Source organism: Shewanella sp. S23-S33, assembly GCF_043359565.1.
GTDB lineage: Bacteria > Pseudomonadota > Gammaproteobacteria > Enterobacterales > Shewanellaceae > Shewanella > Shewanella oncorhynchi.
Genome location: NZ_JBHFFD010000043.1, coordinates 63,316 through 90,221 on the forward strand (window position 1 = coordinate 63,316; position 26,906 = coordinate 90,221).

Genomic DNA, 26,906 nt, shown 5'->3' on the forward strand with positions numbered 1-26,906 from the left:
ATGCCGACTTTATATTCCCTAAGACGACATTTATGCAACAATTTTGTGAGTAACAGGTTAAAAAGTCGACTCGGACATGACGTATGTCCGAGTATTAACATTACAGCGTCTACTTTTTCAGCTTAGCGAAGGCATCGGCAAAGGCATTGCCCATGGCCGCGTTTGCTGGCGCTTTAGGTGCTTGCTTTTGCGCAGGACGCGCAGCCGGTTTCGCTGACTGCGGTGTTTTACCATGATTAGTTCTGGTAGGATTGTGCGGTCTTTGCTGCGGCTTGATCTGATCGATAGCTTCATCCAAACGCATGCTCAAACCGATGCGGCGGCGCTCAACGTCAACTTCCATTACTTTGACTTTCACCACATCTCCCGCTTTCACCACAGTGTGCGGGTCGCTGATGAACTTGTCGGTTAGAGAAGAGATATGCACGAGCCCATCTTGATGTACGCCAATATCGACGAAGGCACCAAAATTAGTCACGTTGGTCACTACGCCTTCGAGTACCATTTCAGGTTTCAAGTGCTTAAGTTCTTCAACACCATCTTTAAACTTAGCGGTTTTGAACTCACCACGGGGATCGCGTCCTGGCTTATCCAGTTCGGCTAAAATATCCGTCACCGTCGGCAAGCCAAATTCCGCCGTAATAAACTCTTCAGCCTTGATGCTGCGAAGTAAATCAGAGTTACCCATCAGGCTCGCCAACTCTACTTGCTTAGTTTTAGCGATAGTTTCCACTAGTGAATAAGCCTCTGGATGCACAGACGAGGCATCGAGTGGATTGTCCCCTTCTCGAATACGCAAAAAGCCCGCCGCTTGCTCGTAGGCTTTAGGCCCTAAACGCGGTACTTTCAGCAGCTCTTTACGATTCTTAAACTGACCATTGGCATCGCGATAATCGACCACGTTTTTCGCTAACGTCTTATTTAAACCAGCCACTTGTGACAATAACGGCACTGAGGCCATGTTGAGATCTACACCCACGCCGTTTACACAGTCTTCCACCACGGCTTCCAACGAACCCGATAATTGGCTTTGACTCACGTCGTGTTGGTATTGACCGACACCGATAGACTTAGGCTCAATCTTCACTAATTCGGCTAATGGATCTTGCAAGCGACGGGCGATAGACACTGCACCACGAATCGACACATCAAGATCAGGAAACTCCAACGCCGCCAATTCCGATGCAGAATACACAGACGCACCCGCCTCACTGACCATCACTTTGGTCAAATGTGGATGGGTATCTTTCACTTCGGCAATCAGCTCAGCAGCCAGTTTGTCAGTTTCCCGTGATGCAGTGCCGTTACCAATCGCAATCAGCTCAACCTTATGCATTTTGACTAAGTTAGCCAAAGTACGGATCGACTTTTCCCACAGATTTTGCGGTGCGTGTGGGAAAATAGTCGCATGGCACAACAACTTACCCGTGTTATCGACCACAGCGACTTTAACACCGGTACGTAAACCAGGATCGAGTCCCATGGTGGCTTTAGCGCCCGCAGGAGCGGCCATCAATAAATCACCTAGATTACGGGCGAAAACTTTAATCGCTTCGGCTTCAGCGCGTTCGCGCATTTGCGAAATAAACTCGGTTTCCATCTGCAGGGCAATCTTAATACGCCATGTCGCCGTCACCACAGTTTTCAACCATTGATCAACGCTGCTATCGCCTAATTTCAGCCCTAAATGATCACAGATAATCACTTCGCAGTAACTACCTTGGCCCGCTTCAGCGGCTGGGTCGGCATTCATAGATAAGGTTAAGAAACCTTCATTACGCCCACGCAGCATAGCCAGCGCACGGTGTGATGGGATCTTAGCTAACTGCTCTGTATGCTCAAAATAATCGCGGAACTTCGCGCCGTCTTTTTCTTTGCCAGCAATTAAACGGCTTTCTAACACACTGTTTTGGCTTAAATGCTCACGCACTTTACGCAGTAATTCAGCGTCTTCGGCGTAGCGCTCCATCAGAATATAACGCGCGCCCTCGAGCACAGCCTTAACATCGGTAAAACCCGCTTCGCTATTGATATAGCCTACCGCTGTAGTCTCGACATCTACGCTACGATCAGCCAGTAATGCATCGGCTAATGGCTCAAGCCCAGCCTCGATAGCGATTTGGCCCTTAGTACGACGCTTAGGTTTGAAGGGCAGGTATAAATCTTCGAGGCGTGTCTTACTGTCTGCCTCGTCAATCGCCCATTGTAATTCTGGCGTTAACTTACCCTGAGCTTGGATGCTAGACAGGATCACTTGGCGTCTGTCGTTCAGCTCACGCAGGTAACCTAAACGCGTGTACAAGGTACGCAGTTGTGTATCGTCTAAACCGCCCGTGGCTTCTTTACGGTAGCGGGCAACGAAGGGAACTGTCGCACCATCGTCGAGCAGAGTGATGGTTGCGGCAACTTGTTGCTCACGAACATTCAGTTCTTGAGCGATAATCAGAGCGATGTTATGTGCATTAGTTTGCATAAATAAAGTGTCGTGCCTAACTGTAAAGTAAGTCGTTATTGCGCCAAAGATACCACAGGCGCCCCGTATGTTTCATGCTAAAGCCTAGGTCAAATCAGAGAGTTTGATCTTTCCCGCAATCCCGTGACTACCGCCGCTATTTTCACAGCAGTAACTCTGTGGTTAATTCGCCTCGCTGGCGAGAGTAGTTTCAAAAGGGGTATAACGGATCTGATTGATATACCACTCTTTTGGACCCGATGGCGTTTGCACTAGCACCTCATCATCCACTTGCTTGCCGATTAAGGCACGCGCCATGGGCGAGTCGATGGTGATATAGCCTAATTTTGTATCGAGCTCATCTTTACCGACGATCCGATAACGCACTCGATCACCGGCTTCATTTTCAAGCTCAAACCAAGCGCCAAAGAATATTTTGCCTTCCTGCTGCGGCGAGTAATCGACGATTTTTAATTCTTCTAACCGCTTAACCAAGTAACGAACACGGCTATCTATTTGACGTAAAAGCCTTTTATTGTATGTGTAGTCCGCGTTTTCACTTCGATCTCCCTGCGCCGCGGCCTCTTGGACTTTAAGGGTGATTTGCGGCCGATATTCCTTCCACAAATACTTCAATTCTTTATCTAAAGTTTGCCAACCCTGACGGGTGATCAAATGCGCTTTCATACTCATTACTCAATCGTTGGATTAAACGACCACAATTGATGCGGGATAATATATTGGACTGATGATACTCAGACTGGACGCTAAAGTTAACCCACTAAATCATCTCTGTGCATAATGGCTTTTAAATCACCTCTTTTGCTGATGCCAATTTAGTTACAATTTCAGCTATAGCGTGAATAAACGCGAGTATTCCCATGCAATTTCATTTGCTTAGTATTAACATTGGGCAATCAATGTCAGCATTTATCGCATTCAAGTTACTAAGGTGAGCTAGTCGCCTTGGTTGAATGCGGCTATATTAGGCAGATTCGTTTTCAATTTCAGCCAGTTGGTTAATCTTAACTGTTTCTCGTCAGTAGAATAAGCACCAACCTGAGCAATTAAAGGACATCCCATGGGACAAGAAACCTCGAAAATCCTCGTCGTCGATGATGATATGCGCCTGCGAGCGTTACTCGAGCGTTACCTGATGGAGCAAGGTTATCAGGTGCGCAGCGCGGCCAATGCCGAGCAGATGGACCGCCTATTAGAACGCGAAAACTTCCATTTACTCGTGCTCGACTTGATGTTGCCCGGTGAAGATGGCCTGTCTATCTGTCGCAGGCTGCGCCAGCAAGGTAACCCCATTCCGATCGTGATGCTGACGGCCAAGGGCGATGAAGTCGATCGTATTATTGGCCTAGAGTTAGGCGCCGACGATTATCTGCCAAAACCTTTCAATCCACGGGAATTACTCGCACGGATCAAAGCCGTGATGCGTCGCCAAACCCAAGATGTGCCCGGTGCGCCCGCCCAGCAAGAAGCACAGATTAGCTTCGGTGAGTTTTCGCTGGATTTAGCCACCCGTGAGATGTACCACGGCGACGAATCCATCGCACTCACTAGCGGTGAGTTTGCCGTACTTAAAGTGCTCGTCACCCATCCACGCGAGCCCTTGTCTCGGGATAAGTTGATGAACCTCGCCCGTGGCCGCGATTATTCAGCGCTAGAACGCTCCATCGACGTGCAAGTGTCACGTCTGCGCCGCTTAATCGAAAAAGATCCCGCGAATCCTCGCTACATTCAAACGGTTTGGGGTTTAGGTTATGTGTTTGTACCCGATGGTGCCGCGCGTCGATGAGCCGCGCTGCCATCTTAATCTCCTGCGGTTATTGAGCCCACGATGAAACCTAAGTTTTGGTGGCGGTTTGTTCCTCGCAGCGCATTTAGTCAAACCGTGATGCTGATTGGTTGTCTATTACTGATCAATCAGCTGGTGTCTTACGTCACGGTCGCCGTCTATGTACTCAAGCCAAGTTACCAACAAATCAATCAGTTAATCGCTCGCCAAGTCAAATTACTGTTTGTCGACGGCATAGATATTGGCCGCGAACACTTAACCATAGTCGATGCCCTTAATGCCAAAGTCCACGACGATGGCATGAAAATCTACAATCAACAGCAAGCGCATGAAGCGGGTATTGAGCAAGCCACTTACTATGGTTTCTGGTCATCGCAGATGTCGGAATATCTTGGTGGCGATGCTGAAGTCCGCGTCACCCATGGCAGCGTATTACAGATTTGGATCCGTCCACCACAGGCGCCCTCGATTTGGATAAAAGTGCCACTTATCGGCCAAAATGTTTCAGATCTTTCGCCACTCACCCTTTATTTAATGGTGATTGGCGCACTTAGTGTCGCTGGGGGATGGTGGTTTGCTCGCCAACAAAACCGCCCACTTAGGCGATTACAAAAAGCCGCGATTGCCGTTTCCCGCGGTGAATTTCCCGATCCCTTGCCGCTAAAAGGTTCGAGTGAAATCGTCGAAGTTACCAATGCTTTCAACCAGATGGCACACAGCATGAAGCAACTGGAGCAGGATAGAGCGCTATTGATGGCGGGGATCTCCCACGACTTGCGCACACCGCTCACCCGTATTCGCCTCGCCTCTGAGATGATGGTTGAGGAAGATCAATATCTTAAAGATGGCATAGTCAATGATATCGAAGATATGGACGCCATCATCAGCCAGTTTATTGCGTATATTCGCCAAGATCAGGAAACCAGCCGTGAGCTAGGCCAAATCAATAAACTTATTCAAGATGTCGCTCAAGCAGAAGCCAATCGCGCCGGTGAAATAGAAGTGGTGTTAACTGACTGCCCCGAAGCACAATTTCAAGCGATTGCCATTAAACGGGTACTGAGTAATTTAGTCGAAAATGCCTTTCGCTATGGCTCTGGCTGGATCCGCATTAGCTCGCAGTTCGATGGCAAGCGTATCGGTTTTAGTGTTGAAGATAATGGACCAGGGATCGATGAGTCGCAAATTACCAAACTATTTCAACCTTTTACCCAAGGTGATATCGCCCGTGGTAGTGTTGGTTCGGGCCTAGGCCTCGCCATTATCAAACGGATTATCGACAGACACCAAGGGCAAATTACCCTCTCCAACCGCGCCGAAGGCGGTTTAAAAGCCCAAGTGTGGCTGCCGCTGGAATAACGCGAGATCACATATTTGCAAATCAAATGACAACGCTGACATCCAAGTGAGCACTTGTCATATTAATGTCACCTTAAATTCATAAACTCAGCACAGTTACTGGCTCTGACCATTATGAAGATTGCAAAATGAAAATTTCAACGCTGTCGCTTTCTGCTTCTGCCCTGTTGTTATTGCTCGCGGGATTGCTAGCAGCCGTAGTGCTGTGGAGCAGTGATCAGCGGCAACAAATTGAGCAGCAAACACTTACATTACAAGCTATTCAGCAGGATTTCCTCGTCGGTGTACGCCGCGATCTCGATGGCTATTTAGCCAGTGGCAACGCTAGCCAACTTGAACAAGCGAAAACCAAACTCAGCGCCATTAAAAACCAGCTCACGCAGCTTAACCTCGCAGCCATGGGCGCTACTGACAATGACTTGCAAGCCAGCCTAAGCAACTTCATTCAAGATTTAGATACCAAGTACCGCGCCGCGGGTAAACTCGCTGGCAATCCTAGGCAACTGCTCGCCCACGCGGAATCTGAAATGCTCGACTACAACCGTCGTCTGGGCAGCTATGCCGATAAAGGCTTAGCCACAAATGCGGCGGTCGCCGAACAATATCTGCAATTGAGCCGCAATTTACCTTCTATCGTCTACCAACTTTCCCAACTGACCGATGGTTATCTGATCGGTAAAAATCAGCAGCTCAAGGGCATTTTAGACAGCACCAGCAAAGAGCTAAATACGTGGCACGACTCCCTCAGCGCACTGCCGTTAATCGGCGTATATGAACAGCAAGAAGCCGATGAGTTTGCCCTCGGTGCCAGCGAACCAGAACAGATTGAAGTCGGCGAAAGTGACCGCAGTGAACTGCTGAGTCTCGCCAATCGATACAACAAAGAAGTCGCCAATACGCACCAATTGCTGCAAACCAACCAAGAGATGCAAGATCAACTCATTCATGCGATTAGCAATGTGGAACAACAGCTTATTGGCTTAGGTGAGGCTCAGGCAGCAAAGAACCAGCAGCTGAAATATGAGTTACAGCTAATCCTCTACACTATGGTTTCCATCATGGCCTTGTTTGCCATTGGTTATTTAGTCCTGCAGCAAAATCGCGTCGTCAAACCGCTAAAACGTCTCAACCAAGCTTTTATGAAATTAAGCGAATCGAACAGCCGCGAGCGTTTAGATATTAATCGTCGCTGCGAGACGGGCCAAATCGCAGGTCATTTCAACCAGTTACTGCAAAGATTTGAACAGGAAGACGAGGCACAGCGCCAGCAAATCACTAAGGTTTCTCAATCATTAAGCCAACTGGTTGCGCGCATTACTCAGCTATCACAACACACAGAGCACACCCAAACGATTGTGGCCGATACGCAAACACAGACCGAGCATATCCGCAGCCTCGCCAATGAGGTGAGCCACACTTCGGCACTCGTGGAAGACAGCGCAGCCGAAACCATGCGCCAAATGCAGTCGAGTCAAGCACAAGCAGAGGCGGTATTGAGCGCAACCGAGCAAACACAAACCGCGGTAGGTCTGTGCCATTCGTCCCTTGAAAGCCTAAATAACTCAGTGACGGATGTATCGAAAATCATTGATGTGATTGGCAATATTGCCGAGCAAACTAACTTACTCGCCCTTAATGCTGCCATCGAAGCTGCGCGGGCTGGCGAGCAAGGTCGCGGCTTTGCCGTGGTGGCCGATGAAGTGCGTAATTTAAGCCAACGCACCCAAGTGTCTTTGAATGAGATCGTGAAAATTCTGCAACAACTTACCCAATCAAATCATGCCCTCAGTGAGAGTGTCGATGGCATAGCACAGGCCACCAGCAGCCAGAAACTGCGTGCTCAAAGCCTGTGGCAAGTGGCGCAAACAGTGCAAAACCAAGCAAGTGAAATGGCTAATACCGCCAAACAAGGCTCGCTCAATGCCAAAGAGCAAGTCGATTATCTCGATGAATTTGTTCGCACTATGGATAGTTTAAAAGAACAAGCGCAAACCAGTTCACAGCAGAGTGAGGTCATCGCCCAAGAAGTACAGCAGAGTGTAGAAGATATTGAAACCAGCTTGGGGATTGGACAAAGCCAAATAAACCGTGCGGCCTAAAACCGCACGTTTATTCACTTAATTTCTCTATTTGTGTTTAATCGTCGATTCGACAATTGTGGATATTGGAGCCATCGAACTGACATTCGACATCAACCCATTTGCCTTCAAATGGCGTTAATGAAGCATCAGTCGCTTGATAGCCCCACAAGGTCTTTTGCATCACTAAACCCGACAAATCAAGCTCATTGCTTCGCACTTCAAGATCAACTTCTTTCACTAACCACTGGTTGTCTGCGAGTTCAACACCTTCTATTTGAATCCATTTTTGGTCAAGTGTCGCTAAGGTTAAACCGTCATCGAATTGAGTTCTGGCATCAATATCAAATGTAAATCCATTAATTTGTAGCTGATTATTGGTGGTCAGTGTCGCCAGACCTTCTAGCTCGAACTTTTTACCTAAGGTTGGAGGTATTCCGCCATTATCATGTGATATTTCAAATTCAACTTCTCTGGCCCATAAACCCTGCGGCATAGATTGAATATCTACATCGACTAGCTTGCCTTCAACCAGGTTAGCTTGCTTGCCATCTTCAAATTGAGTATTTGTAGTGACATAGAGTCGAGTACGGGCATTAAGCTCAAACTGCGTTTTATCTTGGTTGACCCAAGTAATAGTCCCTTCTAGCTCCATATCATTAAAAGACGCCGTATCTTCCACCTCGACTTCAGAAGCCAAAAATGAAGCACCACTTTGCTGGCCTTCCACTTCAACCCATGCGCCTTCCTGTAAGCTGCCTTCTAAACGTGCGGTGGCATAATTAATCACTGCCGAACCGATATTGAATTGTTGCGTGGCCTTGTTTAATCCAGAGACACGTCCCTCTATTTCAGCAAACACAAAATTGGGGATAAGGTTTATAGAATTAACCTGCCATTCTCCCATTACCGTTGGATAACCATTCACCGCCACCCAATCGCCTACTTTATACTGGGTCGCGTCCGCTGGTTTAACGACTAAATTAATCCCATTAACGGCAATAGTATTTTGATTAACGGAACTGATTTCACCCACGAGGCTTGGATCTAATATGACATTTTTAGCCTGTTGGCCTTCATTATCAATTTTGACCCTCATCCCCATTTGAATGGCATTAACCTCTAACGGCTGTTGACCATAGTGAATCTTAGCATTAGCGATATTTACGTTATATCCGTTGACCGTAATCGAATTATTGTCAGAAGCAATATTTGTTACTGTACCGTTAATTTTTGCGGGTAACGTGGGTTGTGGAACGATAGGATCGGGTTTAGAGGTATCTGTTGATGAATCATTACCACCGCAACCTGCCAGCAAAATGGCCGTAATACAGACTAAGAGTTTATTCATTTTCTTCCCTATTATGTCTTGTTAAATCAGTGCTGGGCATCTTAGTATGAAGATCGTCAAGCAAATGTGAAGAAATGAATTAACCTATGAAAGTATTAATTGTTGATGATAATCATGATGTTATTGAAACAATCATGGATTATTTAACCCTAGAGGGTATTATTGCCGACTGTGCATATCACGGGGAAAGTGCAATCAATTTAATTCAACAAAACCATTACGATGTCATCATAATGGATATTATGATGCCCAAATTAGACGGTATTAATACGGTCAAAAAACTGCGTGAAGAAATTTATTGTAATACACCGATTATATTTTTAACCGCCAAAGATAGTCTGCAGGATAAAATTGATTCTTTTACATCAGGTGGGGATGATTTTTTAAATAAACCTTTCGCGATGGAAGAATTATGCTTACGACTGCATTCACTGCATAATCGTGGCCCACGTTTAGATGTGGGTATTTTGCGCTTCAGTGATATCAGTTTAAATTTGCAAACCCATCAAGTTACCCGTGCTGGTAAAGAAATTAAGCTCAGTAAAATTCAGCGCACCATTCTTTCACTGTTACTAAAACATGCGCCCGCTATCGTGAGTAAAGAGCAATTGGTAGATACAGTATGGGGAGATGATGCACCTTCGAGTGACTCACTTCGCAGCCACATATACAGCTTACGCAGTGCACTCGATAAAGGTTTTTCAGACTCAAAATTAGAGACTATCCATGGCCAAGGTTACCGACTTATCCCCTGAGCATTTTCCGAGTTTATATAAAAAAATCCGCCTCACTTTTTTAGTATTAACTAGCTTGATGTTTGCCATTTTTTGGAGCCTCATTTATATCGCCGAAGAACAAATTGAGAAGATTAGCCTCGAGCAAACGCTGGCCACAGAGACTCGCGAATATCTAAAGAATTATCAAAGGTTTGGTGATAAAGCACAGCTCCCCGATATCAATGAATTGAAAACATATTGGAGCAAAGAGTTTGTACCAGCTTGGCTGCAACCTTATGAAAATACCGGATTTTACGAACATCAACTGGGTGACGAAGATAAACACTTTTTAATATCCGCTCATCCTTCTGGGCAAGGGCTGTTGTATGTGGTTTATAAGGATGACGCGGACGATTTCCTTGATAGCTATGAAGATAGAATGCACATTTTGATCTCTATTATGGGGATCGGTTTGCTCCTGTTTATCATGGCGTATGGATTGTATTTTGTACGTCTGCTATCCAGTCCACTTGCTGAGATTGAAAATAAAATCAATCAACTATCACCAAAAAGACCAACATCAACACCGAGTACTTCATACCGTGAAACCCGCCAGATTGAGCAAACCCTATTAAGCAACAAAGCTAAAATTGCCGCCTACTTCACTCGGGAACAAGAATTTAGCCGTTTTGCCTCCCATGAACTACGCACGCCCATTATGGTGATCCAAGGTTCGGTAGAATTGCTCAAAAAAATCCCCAATGCGACAACCGAGGCTCAACAGTTAATGGTCAAAAAAGCCATTACACGTATTGATTACGCAGGGCATCAAATGAAAACGCTCACCGAAGCCTTTTTACTTCTCGGAAAAGAAGACATTGAATCCCAGCACTACAGCCAAATTGATTTAGCACCACGCCTTGAACACATTTTAGCTGAAATGGCGCAGCATTTTGCCAAGCAAGAAATCACCTACAGCTTAACGCTTAAAGATTGCTTGAGCATCAAGGCGCCACTGAGCTTTATTGACATAGTGATAGGTAATTTAATTAAAAATGCTTTCAATTACAGTGCCGGAAACATTGAAATTACGATGCAAAGCAACCAATTATGGATACTGAATCCACTAAGCACTCAAAGTACTGATACATCAGGCTATGGCTGCGGATTAATTATTATTGAACGTATTTGCGAGCGAATGGGCTGGGCATTTTCAACCCAAAACGATGGTGCTAGCTATCAGGCTTATGTTCAGTTTATAGATAATGCCCATTAACTGAAGTTAGCTTGGATAAATGACCTCGTTTTAGCAAATTCTGAGTTGCAAACCCAATCTTCACAACCGCTTCACGCTTGTCTTGGCACTATGCTCGCAACACTGTAATAGCCATTGAGGCTGAGTTACATAAAACCATAGAAAGGACAAACAGATGAATAAAATGACTCTTACCGTTTTCGCAATGGCACTTTCATTCACGACTATGGCCAGCCAAGCAGGCTTTCAACCTACAACGGGTGAACCTCAAATACAGGGTGGCTTCCAAGGGCCGAGCGCAAGACAAGTGATTCATGATGTGGTGAGCGCGCTCAATGCCAGTGATGACGCCCAAATTGAGTTAACGGGCCATATCATTTCTTCCATTGGACACGATGATTATATTTTCCGTGACGCTACGGGTGATATTAAGGTCGAAATTGATGATGATTTATGGCGCGGCAACACAGTAACACCTGAGACTCAGGTCATTATTCGTGGTGAAGTGGATAAAGATTGGTCTGAAGTGACCATAGATGCAGACAACATTCAAATCGTACAATAAATGGATTTAGTTAAAGCCAGCCAATGAATGGCTGGCTTTGGTCACATCCAAACTTCATGTCTTAAATACGCTTAGATAGCAGCCAAAACAACTTCAGCTTTACTGGCTTCAAAAGCCTTTGGCTCTTCTACATTCAGTAGAGTCACTACACCGTTATCGATGATCATGGCATAACGTTGTGAACGCACCCCACCAAAACCGGCAGTATCCATCTCCAAACCTAAGGCTTTAGTAAAGCTGGCATCGCCATCGGCTAACATCATTAATTCAGAGGCATTTTGTGCTTCGCCCCACGCTTTCATCACAAAGGCATCGTTCACAGCAACACAGGCAATCAAATCCACGCCTTTCGCTTTAAATTGATCGGCTAATACCACATAGCCAGGTAAATGCGCTTCAGAACACGTTGGAGTAAAAGCACCTGGCACTGCAAACAATACGACTTTTTTACCCGCGAACAATTCGGTAACTTGGTGATTCACCATGCCATCTTTAGTCAGTTGACCTAATGTGGCAGCAGGTAATGTTTGACCTTGAGCAATCATGTCTTTCTCCATTTAGTTAAAATAACTCATCCATACTAGCCCTATTTACCGCAGATAAACACCGAGAGAAATAAGGGCGATTAGACTCGAGTTCGATTCAACCGCAGCCCCGCACACAAACTAAGACATAACAAACCTAATACTGAGAAGGCGCCGCCACTTTCCTCAACAACGATAATGTCGGGCTCTCTGTCTCGATCGCTACTCTCCAATGGCAGCGCATACAAACTATCGGTCTCATCGGCGCTAATGGTCGCAACAATATCGCTGTAACCCACTTCATACACATCAATCAATACATCATAGTGATCCGTCGCATAACCTGTGTAGAGCGTGGTCAACACTTCGTAATCGTCCTGTGTCGAATCACCGTAAATGGTAAATACGTCGGTGGTGTAGTAATGCACCCAAGGGCCACCATCACGACTGAGATAAAGCTCGGCAAATAAATCAGCTCTTTCATTAAGATATGCACCATTGACATCAACGTCGAAGGTCACGCTAAACGTTTGATAAAACCCATCGTAGTCAAAATCTTCAAACAAACGACTGCTGGCATCAAAAATCGAAAAGCTGTGATACACAGGTGCCCGGTAGGGATCTTCACTGGTCGCGCTCGAACTCGGAATCCCTTGGCTCGCATGTTTCGCTGTCACTTGCTCACGCGTCATCGGCGAGGCGCCCATAAGTTGCACTCGGTTTGCCGTCGGCGCTTTGGATGATAAGGCTGGCGCCAAGGATTTCACGGCCGCAGCGGCGACTTCAGTGACATTTTTTGCGGGCGCGGCTTGCTGTAACAAAGCTAAGGCTTGCTGCTCCTGCTCAGCAGCTTGCTCGCTATTTTCTGCTTTTTTGGCAATACCAACACTGGCGGCAGTAAATGGCGTTAAGCTTTGCGATGACTCCAGTTCGCGGGGCTGAGCGCTAGCAACAGAGGACGCTAAAAACAACGCAGCAATAGCCGTTGCCATAAACAGCTTAACATTAACTGTGGCTGCCATATCTTGCTTATTGAGTGTGTTCATCTTGAATATCCTATGGATAACCCGTTCAAATTGGAGCTATTAAAGTGCAATGAAGGTGAACATAAGCTGAACATCAACGCCCACTGTTCTCAGCCAGAAGATACGTTCAGCCCGAGTTCATCTGGAATGGGTAACACTCACAAAACTTAAACGATACAAGCGCGAGCATAGAGATAGACTCGCCAACAGAACTTCAGTTCTGTCACGAATAACAAAATAACTGCCAGAGTTAATTTTGAAGGAATTGTGCCAACCAATTGGCTGATCTCTATGTGTTTGTTAAGGTGATGAGGTATTCTTAGTCGACTCGATAAGTTATCCATCTCACTCATTAACTTAAGATCGCTGAACATTGCGGGTACCCGATATGAAACTTGGTTTGACCTTGGCCCTAATCACTTGCTTATCAGCCTCCTTTGGTTGCATAGCAGGTAATGATAGACATGATGATCGCAATCAGCCTCGTAACCAAGGTGCGAAGAATGAGCAGCGCCGTCTAGCGGTCAATAGCCCTGATCAAGCGGTGGCAATGGCGCAACGACAATTTCAAGGCAAAGTATTGAGCGTACAATCCAGCGGATCGGGATATCGTATTAAAATCCTCAATAATGATGGCCAAGTATTTTCTGTTTCAGTAGATGCCGCAACGGGCCGAGTCTCGAGGAACTAACGATGCGATTGTTACTAGTTGAAGATGATATAGAACTACAGACTAACTTAAAGCAACATCTGCTCGATGCCCATTACAGTATCGATGTGGCGAGTGATGGTGAAGAAGGCTTATTTCAAGCGCTCGAATACAACTATGATGCAGCAATTATCGATGTCGGCTTGCCTAAACTCGATGGTATCGCCTTGATCCGTAGCGTGCGTGAACAAAAACGCGACTTTCCTATCCTGATTTTAACCGCAAGGGACAGTTGGCAAGATAAGGTTGAAGGACTCGACGCCGGTGCCGACGACTATCTGACGAAACCTTTCCATCCCCAAGAACTCATCGCACGACTAAAAGCCCTGATCCGTCGCTCTGCCGGTAAGGCCAGCCCCCTGATCTACAACGGCCCCTTTAGCCTTAACACCAGCAGTCTAGAAGTACGTAAAGGCGAAGAACTGGTTAATCTCAGTGGTTCTGAATACAAGCTATTCGAATTTTTTATGTTGCATCAAGGCGAAGTCAAATCAAAAACTGTACTCACAGAGCATATTTACGATCAGGATTTTGATTTAGATTCTAACGTCATCGAAGTCTTTATCCGCCGGTTACGCAAAAAACTCGACCCAGATAATCAATACAACTTAATTGAAACTCTGCGCGGCCAAGGTTATCGCCTAAAAGCGTTAACGTCCGGGCAAGCAGCCGATGAGTAAACGCGCCATGGCGTGGCAAGTGTTGAACTCCCTAAAAGCACGCTTAGTTGCCAGCGCGCTATTATTTATCTTAGTGTTATTACCTTTGATCGGCGTTGCCTTAAACGATGCCTTTACCGAACAAGTTAAAAGCGCAACCAAGAATGAACTCAGTGCCTATGTCTATTCGATTCTCGCGGTGACTGAAGTCGAAAACAAACAAATCTCCATCCCAGAGTTAGTGTTAGAGAATCGTTTTAACCTCATTCAATCAGGGCTGTATGCCATTGCAACCACTGAAGACGCCAGCGGCAAACAAGATATAGTGTGGCACTCGCAATCTTTTATGGGCATTACGCCACCGCCACATTTTACCATCCCAGCCACGGGTCAAAGCGCATTTGAGCAAATCGAGCTCGCCGATCAACTCTATTTGATTTATAGCTTTAGTGTCAGTTTTGCCAGCCAAAATCAAAACGTGCCTGTGACAATCCACATCATTAAAGACGAGCGGGAATTTCAGCAGCAAATTGATCAGTTTAATCAACAGCTTTGGACTTGGCTGCTGATCTTAATGTTAGTCATGTTGGTGTTTCAATTGAGTTGGTTACTGTGGACGTTGCGGCCTTTAGCACGCTTTACCCAAGAGCTACATTCCGTCGAGCAAGGTAAGTCGATGCAGCTAAGTAGCCAGTACCCCACTGAATTACAAGCGGTTGCTCGGCAGCTTAATATTTTGCTCAATACCGAACAAACCCAACGAAAACGCTATCGTAATGCCTTGGCCGACCTAGCCCATAGCCTCAAAACACCACTGGCGGTGATCAAGAGTCAGGCCGACTTAAGCGAATCCTCCAGTGAGCAAGTATCAGTGATCAGCAGGATCATTGGCCACCAGCTAAAACGCGCCCAAACCGCAGCGGCGGCCTCGTGGCATTTAGGTATTCGTGTCGATGAAGTCGCCGCTAAGTTATTACGCACATTAGCTAAAATTTATCGAGAGCCACAAATCAATCTCAGCGGCGAGATGGTAGAACACGCAGTATTCAAGGGGGATGAAGCAGATCTGACTGAAATTCTAGGCAATTTACTCGACAACGCCTGTAAAGCCGCGAAGTCTACGGTGACATTAACGGTCACAGGCGATGCCTATCAACTGCTAATCTGTATCGAAGATGATGGCCCAGGGATCAGTGAAGCCCTGCAAAATCAAATCTTTGAACGTGGTATTCGCGCAGACTCCTACCTTCAAGGTAATGGTATTGGGCTTGCTATCGTGCGCGATTTAGTCGACAGCTATAACGGCAGAATTTCTGTCTCTCGCTCAGAAACCTTAGGTGGTGCCAAATTTAGCATCAGCTTTGCACACTCAGTTTAAGTCTTTATTTTCAATGTGATAGATTTATTACTTCTCTTAAAACTTGGCTATAAATAAATATTTAACCGCAAAACACTTTCAGCTTATGTTCATATTCACACGCCTAATATGCCCATAACATCCTCGAACAGGATTATTGGAGCAAACCATGAACAGACTACATCGATGGAATTGGCTAGTGTTAACGGCGGCATTAGTGGCCTTGCCTTTCACTACCACAGCACAGGCTGCGGGCATATCTGCGAGCCAAGGATCGAGCACAGCGGCAAGCCAAGCCGAACTCGAACAAATGCTGGCGCCTATTGCCCTGTATCCCGATAGCTTATTGACCCACATACTTATCGCTTCAACTTATCCACTCGAATTAGTGCAGGCGCAGCGTTGGTTAACCCTGCGCCCCAAATCATCGATCGACCAAATTATGTCGCAAGCCGAAGATCAGGACTGGGACCCGAGCGTCAAAGCCTTGCTGGCCTTCCCGACTCTGCTGCAAAAAATGAGTGAAGATCTCGAATGGACTCAAAGACTCGGTGAAGCCTTCTTAGAAGATGAAGGCCAAGTGATGAACAGCATTCAGTCCCTAAGACAACAGGCTGATAAAGCGAATAGCTTAGCAGACATGGATAACATGGCAATTACCCGCGCCAACAATCAGATCATCATAGAACCCGCTAAGCGAGAAATCGTCTACGTCCCCTATTACGATCCACGCGTGGTTTACGGCACATGGCGTTGGGGTGTGGCTTATCCTCCTGTATATTGGGAATTTGGCGGCTATGCTGGCTATCCCTATCGTCCGAGTCATAACCATTTCTACTGGTCACCGGGCATCCATATTTCCTTTAACTACTTCTTCAGTTCGTTCCACTGGCACAACCATAAAGTGGTGGTGATCGACTATCGCCATTCACACCGATATCGCCCACGGGAAAGATACAGTGTTAGCCATGGCGCACAACCTTGGAAACATAAACCCGAACATAGACGCGGCGTGAGTTATCACAATCCAGTGGTGAAACAACGCTATTACCATGATGATAAATATCGCGGCAGAGATTCACACTCAAGCGGCAGTAAACAGCACTTCAATAGCCAATATTCGAAGTCTAAAGAACGCCAAGATACCCATAGTAATCTGGGTAATATGAGTAATCAGGGCAATAAAAGTCGTGATAATAGAGACTATCATAACGTCAGCCGTGAACGTGATAACCGCGCGCCGAGTTATCAGAAAACGCAAGCCGAGTTAAAGGAGCGTCGCGCAGCGACTATGGTACAAGCGCCGACTCACAAGGAGCGTAATGACATGCAATCAAGACCCGTGCAGTCAAAGCCAATGCCATCAAAGGAGCCGCAGCAAAGGCAATATCAAACTCGGGAGTCACAACCGCGTAATATCGATCAACAAAGGGCAATGTCACAAAGGCAAGAAAAACCAAGAACTATGACCCCAAGAGTTGAAACGCCACGGCCTGAAACAAGACGTACAGAACCACAACAGATTGAACAACCAAGACAAGTAGCGCCTAGACAACGCGAAGAAGTGAGAGTGAGACAAAGTGAGCCACGCCAAAATGCGCAAACCGCTCGCTCGGTAGAACATAACCAAGGTCGATCAACTCAAAGTCAAGAACGTCGTCATAGGGAATAACAAGATATAAACTGAAAACGAGTGCCCAGAAGACTCACCCTCTTACTGGGCATTTTTATGGATTATTTATCTGTAACATCACCTCACAAAGGCAACTTCCTCCAGAGTTAATACCCTAAATATATCTCATATTCCAAAATGAACTATAAATAACAATTTTAATAACCAAATTTGTAGATATAGTCAGAGTGCGAGTCAAACAGGCTTCATCCGGTCGTCATTTGGCTCTCTTATGAACTCACATCTTGGAGGATGAAATATGGCAACCTTATTAATTGTGCCAGGGTTTGGTGGTAGCGGCCCTTTACATTGGCAAAGTTGGATTGCACAAAAATATGAATCAGCTATATGGGTCAATGACTTACCACTATTGGAGCCTAAGATTCATATCTGGGCCAATGCCATTTACCGCGCAATCGATCAAATCGAAGGTGAAATCCTCATCCTCGCCCACAGTTTTGGCTGTTTAGCGACAAGTCTTGCTATCGCTCATCATCCACAGCGGGTAGCAGCAGCTATTTTAGTCGCGCCAGCATCACCAGCACGATTTTCTGAGAATGGACACATTCTGCCTGAACACGATGGCACTCAAACGATCAAACACTTGTTGCCAAAACATCCCTTAGGTGTCACTGGACTTGTCATTGCCAGTGAAAACGATCCTTGGATGCCCTTTAATCAAGCTGCAAAACTGGCAAAAAAATTTGGATTCCCAACAATCAACTTAGGGTTAAGTGGCCACATTAATGTCGATTCCGGACATGGACAGTGGCCCCTCATTGATGTGCTTATTGGTAATCTTATCTATCAAATAGAAAGTGCAACTCAGAGCCAGTCTAACGATCTCGTAAACTCAAACACACAAAAGACACACTTATTACATAAAAGAATATCAAATCACAAAATGTAACTTTTTAGTTATCAATATTTGATTATAATTCCAATTACGTTGTCAAAAACCACTTACATGAGGACTTATATGGTAACCAAAGAAGATCTACAAACCGTGATCCCCGTGCTCGTCAATAGTTTAGAAAAACTACTGGGTAGAATTGAGTTTGGGACAGTGGAATTAACCTTTCACCATGGGAAATTAGTGCAATTAGAAAAGAAAGAAAAAATTCGTTTAGGCCAAGTTACACCGTCAAAATAAAAACGAAATTTACCACCCAATCAACACAGTTAGACCACATCGCTGACCGGTCAACCGGAAGCCTTATTAAATAATATGAGGATTTCGGTATGAATATTTTATCTCACCTACAAAAAGCAACACTCACCTTAGTTTTGGCCTCTACTAGTTTTCTCGCACTCGCTGAAGATACGCTATTGAATGTTTCCTATGATCCAACCCGTGAATTCTATCGGGAATATAACCAAATCTTCAGCCAATACTGGCAAAAACAAGGCCATAAAGCCCCAACCATACGTCAATCTCACGGTGGTTCAGGCTCGCAAGCTCGCTCAGTTATCGATGGATTAGAAGCGGATGTGGTCACTCTGGCACTGGCCTATGACGTTGATGCATTAAGACAAAAAGCGGATTTAATTCCTGAAAATTGGCAAAGTCGCCTGCCACACAATAGCTCGCCCTATACCTCGACCATAGTGCTATTGGTTCGCAAGGGAAATCCCAAAAATATCCATGACTGGAATGACTTAGTTCGTGAAGGTGTAGAAGTCATTACCCCAAATCCTAAGACTTCAGGCGGGGCACGCTGGAACTATCTCGCTGCTTGGGGTTATGCACTGAAGCAATACGGCTCAGAAGAAAAAGCGTTAGAGTTTGTCACTCAGATTTATAAAAACGTACCTGTGCTGGACTCAGGCGCCCGTGGCGCAACCAATACCTTTGTACAGCGTAACATTGGCGATGTGTTCATCGCTTGGGAAAATGAAGCCATATTATCTGTTGAGCAGTTAGGAAAAGGTGAATTTGAAATTATTGTTCCAAGTGTCAGTATTCTTGCCGAGCCACCAGTGACAGTGGTAGATAAAAATGTCGATCGCAAAGGGACACGTAAGTTAGCAGAAGCTTACTTAGCACATCTCTATACTGATGAAGCACAACACCTAGCAGCAAAACACTTTTATCGCCCGACAAACCCAGACGTTGCGTTGCAATACAAAGACAAGTTTCCACAACTGACGCTCTTTACCATTGATGAGGTTTTTGGTGGCTGGAACAAAGCACAAAAAACTCATTTTAATGATGGTGGTCAATTCGATTCTATTTTAACCAAGATTAGCAAGTAATCTTTTACGCGGTTTCACTCATACGAAACCGCCCATGAGTTTCACTTATCTCGCGACGGAATAATGATATGAGCAAGGTTGTCATAAAATCTGTGCTACCTGGATTTGGTATTACCTTAGGCTTCTCAGTTTTATATTTAAGTTTGCTATTTCTTATTCCTGTAGCCGGATTAGTTCTGTTTACGCTGCAAATGAGTTGGGCTGACTTTTGGGTCGCCATTAGTCATCCTCAGGTTGTAGCCTCATACAAGCTGTCATTTACGGCGTCTTTTATTGGCGCCAGCATTAATGCCATTTTTGGGACTCTCGTCGCTTGGGTGTTAGTACGTTATCAATTTTTTGGTAAAAAAGTCGTCGATGCTTTAGTCGATCTGCCTTTTGCCTTACCGACGGCTGTCGCAGGTATCGCGCTCGTAACGCTTTATTCGACTACCGGGTGGGTAGGTCAATATTTACACTTATGGGGTATTAAAGTCGCCTACAGTCAAATTGGTGTTGTGATCGCCTTAACTTACATTGGATTGCCCTTTGTCGTACGAACAGTACAACCGGTTTTGGCTGATTTTTCGAAAGAACTGGAAGAAGCTTCTGCATCCCTCGGTGCTAATCGATTAACCACCATAAGAAGAGTGATCCTACCTGCGGTATTACCTGCATTATTAACGGGTTACGCCTTAGCCTTTGCACGTGCAGTAGGCGAATATGGTTCCGTCATTTTTATCTCGGGCAATTTGCCCTATCGCACCGAAATTACTCCGCTACTGATAGTGTCCAAAGCTGAGCAATATGACTATAACGGCGCTGCGGCTATCGGCGTGGTCATGCTCGCAGCAGCTTTCCTCTTATTGTTATTAATTAATAGCCTACAGTGGTGGGCGAGTAAAAGAGGTTAAGTCTATGGGCCAAATATCGACTGTAAATTATCAAGCTACCACTGAGGCACCTTGGATAAAGTGGAGTTTAATCGGGATCGCATTAAGCTTTCTCGCACTGTTTCTGGTTTTGCCATTAGCGGTTGTGCTCTACGGCGCCTTTGAAGCGGGTCTCAAGATCTGGTGGCAAGCCGTGACCGATCCCGATGCGCTCGCTTCCATTCGCCTCACCTTATTAGTGTTAATTATTGTTGTACCCACCAATGCTATTTTTGGTGTCGCCATCGCTTGGGCTATTGCTAAATTTGAGTTTAGAGGCAAAACCATACTGATCTCGATAATCGATATGCCCTTCGCCATTTCACCCGTCGTGGTCGGGCTGATTTTTGTGATCCTCTTTGGTGCCCAAGGCTGGTTTGGGCCTTGGCTTGCTGCCCATGATTTAAAAGTGATTTTTGCCGTTCCGGGCATAGTCATTGTCATCATGTTTGGCACTTTACCCTTTATTGCCCGTGAACTCATCCCACTGATGCAGCAACAGGGCAAAGATGAAGAAGAGGCCTCACTCACCTTAGGCGCCAGTGGTTTAAAGACCTTTTGGTACGTCACTTTACCGAATATTAAGTGGGGCTTACTCTACGGCGTGATCCTGTGTAATGCCCGCGCTATGGGCGAGTTTGGGGCAGTAGCAGTAGTCTCAGGGCGCATTCGAGGTGAGACCAATACTATGCCGCTACACATAGAAGTGCTTTATAACGAATACATGTTTACGGCCGCGTTTGCCGTGTCATCCCTACTCACAGGTTTAGCACTGGTCACTATCGTGCTGAAAAGCCTTGTGGAGTGGAAAGATGAGCGCAAACATCAAATTAACTAAACGCAAAGTCCTTAGGAACAGAGCATTATGAGCATACACATTCAACAAGTTAATAAGCGTTTTAGTGATTTTGTTGCCGTGGACTCGGTCAATTTAGAGATCAAAACCGGAGAGCTGACGGCCCTTTTAGGTCCATCCGGCTCAGGCAAAACAACTTTACTCAGGATTATTGCCGGACTCGAACAGGCCGACAGTGGCATAGTCAGATTTAATGGCGAAGACATTACCACACAGCATGTGAGTGAACGCGGTGTCGGTTTTGTATTCCAACATTACGCCCTATTTAAACATATGACTGTATTCGAAAATGTCGCCTATGGACTCACAGTCAGACCACGAAAAACACGTCCGAGTAAGGCAGACATTGCCGATAAGGTGCATTCATTACTCAAACTCGTCCAATTAGATTGGACTGCTAATCGCTATCCATCACAACTTTCAGGCGGTCAAAGGCAACGCATCGCACTCGCCCGCGCGCTTGCGGTCGAACCTAAGGTTCTACTGTTAGACGAACCCTTTGGCGCGCTCGATGCAAAAGTGCGCGCAGAATTACGCCGCTGGTTAAGACGCTTACACGATGAGATTAATGTCACTACCGTATTTGTGACCCATGATCAGGAAGAAGCACTCGAAGTCGCAGACAAAATCGTGGTGATGAATCAAGGCCGTATCGAGCAGCAAGGTACGCCAGAAGAAGTCTATGATAATCCAAGCAATCCTTTTGTGTACGAGTTTCTTGGCAATGTGAACCTATTTCATGCCCGAGTAAAACAAGGGCATAGCACTATAGGCAATATTCACATTCCCTCACCTGAGCACACGATTAACGAAGAGCAACAAGGCTTAGCCTATGTGCGCCCACACGAAATCGAAGTACTGACACAACCAACTGAAAATGCCCTTAAAGTCAGTTTAGACTTAGTGACCATAGTTGGCCCAGCAGTGAGATTAGAAGTCCTAACTGAGCTAGATAACCAACTGATCCATGTTGAATTATCTAAAGTGCAATTTAAACAGCTTGGCATAAACAAAGGTGATAGCGCTTGGATCCAGCCGCGCTATACCAAAGTCTTTTTAGGGGAAGGTATTTAGCCACTCACCGCCCTAATCAATAGATTAGAACTTCAAGGTCAAGGACTGACCTTCTCCCATTCCCTGCCACTCAACACTCAAATCCATAATCTCATTGAGAATATGATCAAAATCTGTTTGGTTAACAGTAGGAACGGCCAAGTCTCGACTGCTACAGGCTTGCTCTAACAGATAAATAAAGCCGTCATAGGTTGGCGTTTCACCCGACCACAGTAGCGACTGCAGGGTCTCAACTATGGATTCGGTTTGCCACACCTCCGTTTTATCAGCGATGCCGCGGGAGGTTTCATTATGCTCTAAGGTAAAGCTGATATCGGCGCCAGCTCTGATCTGCGAGAAGAAAGCGCCTTGAATATGCAGGCGTTTTTCAACCACATAGTGGATCATATCGTGAGGTGCTATACCTTGTTCTGGCATTTGGGTTTGTGTCGCACTACCGTCCATGCGCACACAACGCAACTGGCCATAACGCTGAGTACCTTTAGTGAAGATGACTTGCATAAAACCATCCTTAGTATTTTGATTAACGCATGCATAATGCAAACTCAAGTATAGTCCAACTCTGCGCCAGCATTAGAAAAACAACAACACTCTGCCGTTATAAATTACGCTGGATAAAGCGGAAACACTCTTCTGCCGCTAAGGGTTTACTAAAGTAAAACCCTTGCACTAAGTCGCACCCCATACTCGACAATAATACCAATTGCGCCTCGTTTTCAACCCCTTCAGCGACCACAGTTAACCCCAATTCATGGGACATAGAAATAGTTGCAGCGCTAATGGCTGCATCGTTCGAGTCGGTCTCAATATCCTTCACAAAGGATCGGTCGAGCTTTAACCTGTCTAAGGGCAAGAGTTTCAAATAGGATAAAGAGGAATATCCTGTACCAAAATCATCGATGGCGAGCTCGATACCATGTTGGCGCAATTCCGCTAATAGGCGCGCATTCTGCTCAGGATATTGCATCGCCACACTCTCGGTAATCTCCAGCTCCAGCGCTCCTTTGCCCAACTTATGCTTCACCAGCACATTGGTAATATCGGCGACTATCGTATCCTTACGGAGTTGATGTGCCGACAGATTCACCGCCATTCGTAACTCAGTGGCACCCGCAGCACGCCAGACAGCAAGCTGCGCCATCGCCGTTTCTAACACCCATTGACCAATTGGGATGATCATGTCGATCTCTTCGGCAATGGGAATAAAACGGTCAGGCGCTATCATGCCAAATTCGGGATGCTGCCAGCGCACAAGCGCTTCGACACTGACCACTTGCCCGCTTCTAATATCAATTTGTGGCTGATAATGCAGTCGTAATTCGTCATTTGCTAACACTTGCCTCAGGCCCGTTTCAATATGCTGGCGCTCAGTGATCAAGGTGTTCATTGCCGCAGTAAAGAATTGATAGTTATTGCGTCCAGCCGCTTTTGCGCGGTACATGGCCATATCGGCATTTTTCATCAAGGCTTCAACACTGTCACCATCATTGGGGAATAAACTGATCCCTATACTTGGCGATGAATGTAATGCTTGATTATTAATCACATAGGTTTGACTCAAACCACTGCGCAGCGCCTCGGCTAAACTGGCCACTTCATCATGGTTTGTATCGGACAAGGCAACCACAAACTCATCGCCCCCCAAACGCGCCACAGTATCATTATCACCAACGATGTATTTCAAACGTCGGGCAACTTCTAACAACAGTTGATCGCCCACATGATGGCCCAAGGTATCGTTGATATTTTTAAAGTGGTCCATGTCGATGAACATTACCGCTATTTGGCTGTGGGATACCAGAGCATCCTTAAACACCACTTCGAGGCGCGACTGCAAGCTCAGTCGATTAGGCAATAAGGTCAAAGAGTCATGATGGGCAAGGAAATGAATGCGTTCCTCACTGACTTTACGCTCACTGATATCGGTAAAGCTGCCAATATAGTGACTCACGGCACCAGAATCATCCCGCACCACAGACATCATCAACCATTTCGGGAAATCGTAGCCTTGTTTATGCCTGTCCCAGACTTCACCTTGCCAGAAACCCGTTTGCTCGAGGGCAGCACGGACTTGAGAATCGATACTTTTATCCGTTCGTTCAGCCTCTATAAAACGGCAGTTTTTACCAATAATGTCCTCTCGGGAATAACCCGTGATCTGAGAAAATGCACTATTCACATCCACAATGATATCGTTGGCATCCATAATCGTGATGCCTTCACCACTCTGCTGAAATACTTGCGCCAAGAGATTTACCCGCGCAACGGTACGCTCCTGCTCGGTAATATCTTCGACAATAAACAAAATTAGCTGTTCACCATTAGCACCAGTAACTAAAGCCCCGTTGAGGCGCACCGCCACTAATTGGCCATTTTTATGTAAATAATGCTTCTGATAGGGGCCGTAACGGCGCGTCTGCTTTAAGCGCTCTAATTGCTCTTCTTCACTTAATTGATAACGCTTTGGGGTAAGATCCCAAGGATCAAGTTGATTAAGCTCATCGAGCGAATAACCCGTAATCGCTTGAAAGGCGGGGTTAATCGCCACAAATTGACCATCGTCTAAACGTTTAAGCACATGCCCCACTGGGGCCTTATCAAATAGGTTTCGATATTTTTGCTCACTTTCGACCAAGGTAGCTTGAAAAGCCTGACGGCGGGCAATTTCCTTCGACAATGCCATGGTTTTTTCTGTCACTTTTTCGGCAATACGTTGACGCTCGCCGGAGGAAACCAGTGTCATGCCGCCCACGACCGCACAAGTGATAAATGCGAGCAGAAGCATCAGTAGCGATAAGCTAAAAGTATCGCCCATCAGCACCGCATAGGATTGATAAATCACTATATGCCAATGACGATCCGCTAACATCAGGTTTGCCTGAAAATACTGCCCAGTTTTATCGCTGAAGAGCTTACTGCTAAATTCGGGAAACGATTTTTGAGTATTGCTATAAAGTAAGGTACCGCCCGCACTCATATCTGTCAGTTGCCACTGCAACCCTTTTACACTATCAACATCATCAATAATACCTTGCAAATCAATTACAGCTGAACAAAACCCTGAGATCTTACCCAATCGGTCAAAAGCAGGTGCAATGAGTAAAGTGCCACCAGGACCATTGGGATCTTGTGCTAATTGAATCTTGGCTGTCATCACGGGTGCTAACGTCGCACGCACTTTTGCTATGGCAGCAGCTCGCGTCGGCTCACTATTGAGATCCAATCCCAAGGCCGCTTCGTTACCTATCTGCGGCTGAATATACATCACAGGGACTAGCCAACCATCAGTATTCGCCTGCCAGCCTTCGGGACGAGTCACTTTGTAGGAACCACCAACCACAGAACGAATGGATGCCTCAAAACTTTGCTGATCGGCTGCCGCCACAAGCGGTGACCAAGACCAAGCTCTAAAGCCATCCTTCATCAACATATTGCGTTTGCCAAACTGTACAAACTCATCCTCAGAAACCTGCTCGCTATTATCGAACAAGCTTGCTAAGGCAACAATTTGTTGGAGGTTAGCATCTTGAAAACTTTCAATATTGCTAATAATCGCATTAGATTGAACCAGAAACTTATCCCGTAACTGTTGGCGCTGATTCATATCTGAGTAGTAATAAATCCCCACGCAAAATAAAAAGCCCACCAGCAAAGGCACACCCGTCTGAATGCGGCGAGAACGCCAAATAACTCGCTTATCAAACAACAACATAGTCAGAGGGATAAATATCACGGCACCGAGCAAATCCCCAGTCCACCAATTTATTAAACTACCCAGTAAATCGGACTGTGGAATCGTACCGTTAATCACTAAGGAGAAATTGCCAAAAACAGTCGCTACAGTACAAGTTAAAGCTAAACTCAAGCAGGATTTAATGACGGCGTTAGGATTATCTAGGGTGAATAAATGATCGACCCGCCCAAGAACATAGGCAGAAAGCACTGCCTGTATAGATGAGCCAATTGAAATCGCAAAGGGCAACCACCCCCAATGGATATGTCCGCTGATGTTGAGATTAATCAACAAAGAACCAATGAACACGCCAATCCAAGGCGCATATTCCTTCCATAAAACACAAGCGGCAATGGCAATACCTGCGGCAGGCCAAATTGCAGCAGAATATCCAGGCGGCAAAGCAATCATCAAACCAATTTTACCTACAATAACGTAAGCTAAGGCGATGAAAATGTTTACCTTAAGGTATGGGATAAATGACTTTATGTGTAGTCCTTCATGCTGACGCACTTCGAGAATTGAGAAGCATCATGCCCTACTCACA

23 protein-coding genes are annotated in these 26,906 nt (G+C 45.8%); 16 read left to right on the forward strand and 7 right to left on the reverse strand.

The window, feature by feature from the left end; translation table 11 throughout:
* Window positions 1-109: 109 nt before the first annotated feature.
* Together ACHA99_RS11055 and greB are read right to left on the reverse strand one after the other, a co-directional pair.
* Complete coding sequence (locus ACHA99_RS11055) at window positions 110-2,473, reverse strand: Tex family protein (RefSeq protein ID WP_393942725.1); 2,364 nt, start codon at window positions 2,471-2,473, stop codon at window positions 110-112.
* 162 nt (window positions 2,474-2,635) lie between these two features.
* Window positions 2,636-3,139: a transcription elongation factor GreB gene (greB, locus tag ACHA99_RS11060; RefSeq protein WP_113940239.1), complete on the reverse strand. Its 504-nt coding sequence runs from the start codon at window positions 3,137-3,139 to the stop codon at window positions 2,636-2,638.
* A gap of 394 nt (window positions 3,140-3,533) precedes the next feature.
* Between greB and ompR the strand changes: the two genes are divergently transcribed.
* From ompR to ACHA99_RS11075, 3 genes are all read left to right on the forward strand, one after another.
* Window positions 3,534-4,259 carry a two-component system response regulator OmpR gene (gene ompR, locus ACHA99_RS11065; RefSeq protein WP_006079507.1) on the forward strand — a complete coding sequence of 242 codons (726 nt, stop codon included), beginning with the start codon at window positions 3,534-3,536 and terminating at the stop codon, window positions 4,257-4,259.
* 42 nt (window positions 4,260-4,301) lie between these two features.
* Window positions 4,302-5,618 carry a two-component system sensor histidine kinase EnvZ gene (gene envZ, locus ACHA99_RS11070; protein ID WP_393942728.1) on the forward strand — a complete coding sequence of 439 codons (1,317 nt, stop codon included), beginning with the start codon at window positions 4,302-4,304 and terminating at the stop codon, window positions 5,616-5,618.
* Window positions 5,619-5,746: 128 nt separating this feature from the next.
* Window positions 5,747-7,717: a methyl-accepting chemotaxis protein gene (locus tag ACHA99_RS11075; protein ID WP_393942730.1), complete on the forward strand. Its 1,971-nt coding sequence runs from the start codon at window positions 5,747-5,749 to the stop codon at window positions 7,715-7,717.
* A 37-nt stretch (window positions 7,718-7,754) separates the two neighbouring features.
* On the opposite strand, the gene ACHA99_RS11080 is transcribed toward ACHA99_RS11075, so the two are convergent.
* Entirely contained in the window at window positions 7,755-9,047 is a 1,293-nt protein-coding gene (locus tag ACHA99_RS11080) for a DUF5666 domain-containing protein (RefSeq protein WP_393942732.1), read from the reverse strand.
* A gap of 86 nt (window positions 9,048-9,133) precedes the next feature.
* On the opposite strand from ACHA99_RS11080, the gene ACHA99_RS11085 reads away from it, so the two are divergent.
* The 3 genes from ACHA99_RS11085 to ACHA99_RS11095 all read left to right on the forward strand — a co-directional run bounded on the left by ACHA99_RS11085 (window position 9,134) and on the right by ACHA99_RS11095 (window position 11,583).
* The gene (locus tag ACHA99_RS11085) at window positions 9,134-9,802 is read left to right on the forward strand and encodes a response regulator transcription factor (protein WP_131525518.1); all 669 of its coding nucleotides are present in this window, start codon (window positions 9,134-9,136) and stop codon (window positions 9,800-9,802) included.
* Window positions 9,774-11,039, forward strand: coding sequence for a sensor histidine kinase (locus ACHA99_RS11090; RefSeq protein ID WP_393942734.1), 1,266 nt, complete (start codon window positions 9,774-9,776; stop codon window positions 11,037-11,039). Before ACHA99_RS11085 ends, ACHA99_RS11090 begins: the two co-directional genes overlap by 29 nt.
* Before the next feature lie 154 nt (window positions 11,040-11,193).
* Window positions 11,194-11,583 (forward strand): YgiW/YdeI family stress tolerance OB fold protein, encoded by a 390-nt coding sequence (locus tag ACHA99_RS11095; RefSeq protein ID WP_113940229.1) that lies wholly within the window; start codon window positions 11,194-11,196, stop codon window positions 11,581-11,583.
* A gap of 71 nt (window positions 11,584-11,654) precedes the next feature.
* Here the strand turns inward: ACHA99_RS11095 and ACHA99_RS11100 are convergent, their stop codons facing one another.
* Together ACHA99_RS11100 and ACHA99_RS11105 are read right to left on the reverse strand one after the other, a co-directional pair.
* Window positions 11,655-12,128: a peroxiredoxin gene (locus ACHA99_RS11100; RefSeq protein ID WP_113940228.1), complete on the reverse strand. Its 474-nt coding sequence runs from the start codon at window positions 12,126-12,128 to the stop codon at window positions 11,655-11,657.
* An 80-nt stretch (window positions 12,129-12,208) separates the two neighbouring features.
* Window positions 12,209-13,153 carry a choice-of-anchor H family protein gene (locus ACHA99_RS11105; protein ID WP_393942736.1) on the reverse strand — a complete coding sequence of 315 codons (945 nt, stop codon included), beginning with the start codon at window positions 13,151-13,153 and terminating at the stop codon, window positions 12,209-12,211.
* A gap of 367 nt (window positions 13,154-13,520) precedes the next feature.
* Between ACHA99_RS11105 and ACHA99_RS11110 the strand changes: the two genes are divergently transcribed.
* The 10 genes from ACHA99_RS11110 (at window position 13,521) to ACHA99_RS11155 (ending at window position 22,626) form a co-directional block, all read left to right on the forward strand.
* Complete coding sequence (locus ACHA99_RS11110; RefSeq protein ID WP_105250671.1) at window positions 13,521-13,823, forward strand: PepSY domain-containing protein; 303 nt, start codon at window positions 13,521-13,523, stop codon at window positions 13,821-13,823.
* A gap of 2 nt (window positions 13,824-13,825) precedes the next feature.
* Window positions 13,826-14,521 (forward strand): response regulator transcription factor, encoded by a 696-nt coding sequence (locus tag ACHA99_RS11115; RefSeq protein WP_105250672.1) that lies wholly within the window; start codon window positions 13,826-13,828, stop codon window positions 14,519-14,521.
* Window positions 14,514-15,878 carry an ATP-binding protein gene (locus tag ACHA99_RS11120; RefSeq protein WP_393942739.1) on the forward strand — a complete coding sequence of 455 codons (1,365 nt, stop codon included), beginning with the start codon at window positions 14,514-14,516 and terminating at the stop codon, window positions 15,876-15,878. Before ACHA99_RS11115 ends, ACHA99_RS11120 begins: the two co-directional genes overlap by 8 nt.
* 148 nt (window positions 15,879-16,026) lie before the next feature.
* Window positions 16,027-17,529, forward strand: a complete 1,503-nt coding sequence (locus ACHA99_RS11125) for a DUF3300 domain-containing protein (protein WP_393942741.1) — start codon at window positions 16,027-16,029, stop codon at window positions 17,527-17,529.
* A 259-nt stretch (window positions 17,530-17,788) separates the two neighbouring features.
* Window positions 17,789-18,439 (forward strand): alpha/beta hydrolase, encoded by a 651-nt coding sequence (locus ACHA99_RS11130; RefSeq protein ID WP_393942742.1) that lies wholly within the window; start codon window positions 17,789-17,791, stop codon window positions 18,437-18,439.
* A 69-nt stretch (window positions 18,440-18,508) separates the two neighbouring features.
* On the forward strand, window positions 18,509-18,682 hold the full coding sequence (locus tag ACHA99_RS11135; RefSeq protein ID WP_393942743.1) for a YezD family protein: 174 nt from the start codon (window positions 18,509-18,511) through the stop codon (window positions 18,680-18,682).
* A gap of 89 nt (window positions 18,683-18,771) precedes the next feature.
* Window positions 18,772-19,785, forward strand: a complete 1,014-nt coding sequence (locus tag ACHA99_RS11140; protein ID WP_393942745.1) for a sulfate ABC transporter substrate-binding protein — start codon at window positions 18,772-18,774, stop codon at window positions 19,783-19,785.
* A gap of 68 nt (window positions 19,786-19,853) precedes the next feature.
* Window positions 19,854-20,678 (forward strand): sulfate ABC transporter permease subunit CysT, encoded by an 825-nt coding sequence (gene cysT / locus ACHA99_RS11145; protein ID WP_011790693.1) that lies wholly within the window; start codon window positions 19,854-19,856, stop codon window positions 20,676-20,678.
* A 4-nt stretch (window positions 20,679-20,682) separates the two neighbouring features.
* Window positions 20,683-21,534 (forward strand): sulfate ABC transporter permease subunit CysW, encoded by an 852-nt coding sequence (gene cysW / locus ACHA99_RS11150; protein ID WP_105250678.1) that lies wholly within the window; start codon window positions 20,683-20,685, stop codon window positions 21,532-21,534.
* A 27-nt stretch (window positions 21,535-21,561) separates the two neighbouring features.
* A complete protein-coding gene (locus tag ACHA99_RS11155; RefSeq protein ID WP_173248327.1) occupies window positions 21,562-22,626 on the forward strand; it encodes a sulfate/molybdate ABC transporter ATP-binding protein in 1,065 nt (354 codons plus the stop codon).
* A gap of 24 nt (window positions 22,627-22,650) precedes the next feature.
* Here the strand turns inward: ACHA99_RS11155 and ACHA99_RS11160 are convergent, their stop codons facing one another.
* Window positions 22,651-23,127, reverse strand: coding sequence for a cytoplasmic protein (locus ACHA99_RS11160; protein ID WP_131525512.1), 477 nt, complete (start codon window positions 23,125-23,127; stop codon window positions 22,651-22,653).
* Window positions 23,128-23,224: 97 nt separating this feature from the next.
* Window positions 23,225-26,872, reverse strand: a complete 3,648-nt coding sequence (locus ACHA99_RS11165; RefSeq protein WP_219235628.1) for an EAL domain-containing protein — start codon at window positions 26,870-26,872, stop codon at window positions 23,225-23,227.
* Window positions 26,873-26,906 lie beyond the last annotated feature (34 nt).

Bases quoted from the DNA above. Each gene is read 5' to 3' on its own strand.
- ACHA99_RS11130 (WP_393942742.1), top strand. From the start codon at position 17,789: ATGGCAACCTTATTAATTGTGCCAGGGTTTGGTGGTAGCGGCCCTTTA.
- ACHA99_RS11105 (WP_393942736.1), bottom strand. From the start codon at position 13,153: ATGAACACACTCAATAAGCAAGATATGGCAGCCACAGTTAATGTTAAG.
- ACHA99_RS11055 (WP_393942725.1), bottom strand. From the start codon at position 2,473: ATGCAAACTAATGCACATAACATCGCTCTGATTATCGCTCAAGAACTG.
- ACHA99_RS11160 (WP_131525512.1), bottom strand. From the start codon at position 23,127: ATGCAAGTCATCTTCACTAAAGGTACTCAGCGTTATGGCCAGTTGCGT.
- greB (WP_113940239.1), bottom strand. From the start codon at position 3,139: ATGAAAGCGCATTTGATCACCCGTCAGGGTTGGCAAACTTTAGATAAA.
- ACHA99_RS11090 (WP_393942734.1), top strand. From the start codon at position 9,774: ATGGCCAAGGTTACCGACTTATCCCCTGAGCATTTTCCGAGTTTATAT.
- cysT (WP_011790693.1), top strand. From the start codon at position 19,854: ATGAGCAAGGTTGTCATAAAATCTGTGCTACCTGGATTTGGTATTACC.
- ACHA99_RS11155 (WP_173248327.1), top strand. From the start codon at position 21,562: ATGAGCATACACATTCAACAAGTTAATAAGCGTTTTAGTGATTTTGTT.
- ACHA99_RS11120 (WP_393942739.1), top strand. From the start codon at position 14,514: ATGAGTAAACGCGCCATGGCGTGGCAAGTGTTGAACTCCCTAAAAGCA.
- ACHA99_RS11125 (WP_393942741.1), top strand. From the start codon at position 16,027: ATGAACAGACTACATCGATGGAATTGGCTAGTGTTAACGGCGGCATTA.
- ACHA99_RS11075 (WP_393942730.1), top strand. From the start codon at position 5,747: ATGAAAATTTCAACGCTGTCGCTTTCTGCTTCTGCCCTGTTGTTATTG.
- ACHA99_RS11135 (WP_393942743.1), top strand. From the start codon at position 18,509: ATGGTAACCAAAGAAGATCTACAAACCGTGATCCCCGTGCTCGTCAAT.
- ACHA99_RS11140 (WP_393942745.1), top strand. From the start codon at position 18,772: ATGAATATTTTATCTCACCTACAAAAAGCAACACTCACCTTAGTTTTG.
- ACHA99_RS11095 (WP_113940229.1), top strand. From the start codon at position 11,194: ATGAATAAAATGACTCTTACCGTTTTCGCAATGGCACTTTCATTCACG.
- cysW (WP_105250678.1), top strand. From the start codon at position 20,683: ATGGGCCAAATATCGACTGTAAATTATCAAGCTACCACTGAGGCACCT.
- envZ (WP_393942728.1), top strand. From the start codon at position 4,302: ATGAAACCTAAGTTTTGGTGGCGGTTTGTTCCTCGCAGCGCATTTAGT.
- ACHA99_RS11100 (WP_113940228.1), bottom strand. From the start codon at position 12,128: ATGATTGCTCAAGGTCAAACATTACCTGCTGCCACATTAGGTCAACTG.
- ACHA99_RS11110 (WP_105250671.1), top strand. From the start codon at position 13,521: ATGAAACTTGGTTTGACCTTGGCCCTAATCACTTGCTTATCAGCCTCC.
- ACHA99_RS11115 (WP_105250672.1), top strand. From the start codon at position 13,826: ATGCGATTGTTACTAGTTGAAGATGATATAGAACTACAGACTAACTTA.
- ompR (WP_006079507.1), top strand. From the start codon at position 3,534: ATGGGACAAGAAACCTCGAAAATCCTCGTCGTCGATGATGATATGCGC.
- ACHA99_RS11080 (WP_393942732.1), bottom strand. From the start codon at position 9,047: ATGAATAAACTCTTAGTCTGTATTACGGCCATTTTGCTGGCAGGTTGC.
- ACHA99_RS11085 (WP_131525518.1), top strand. From the start codon at position 9,134: ATGAAAGTATTAATTGTTGATGATAATCATGATGTTATTGAAACAATC.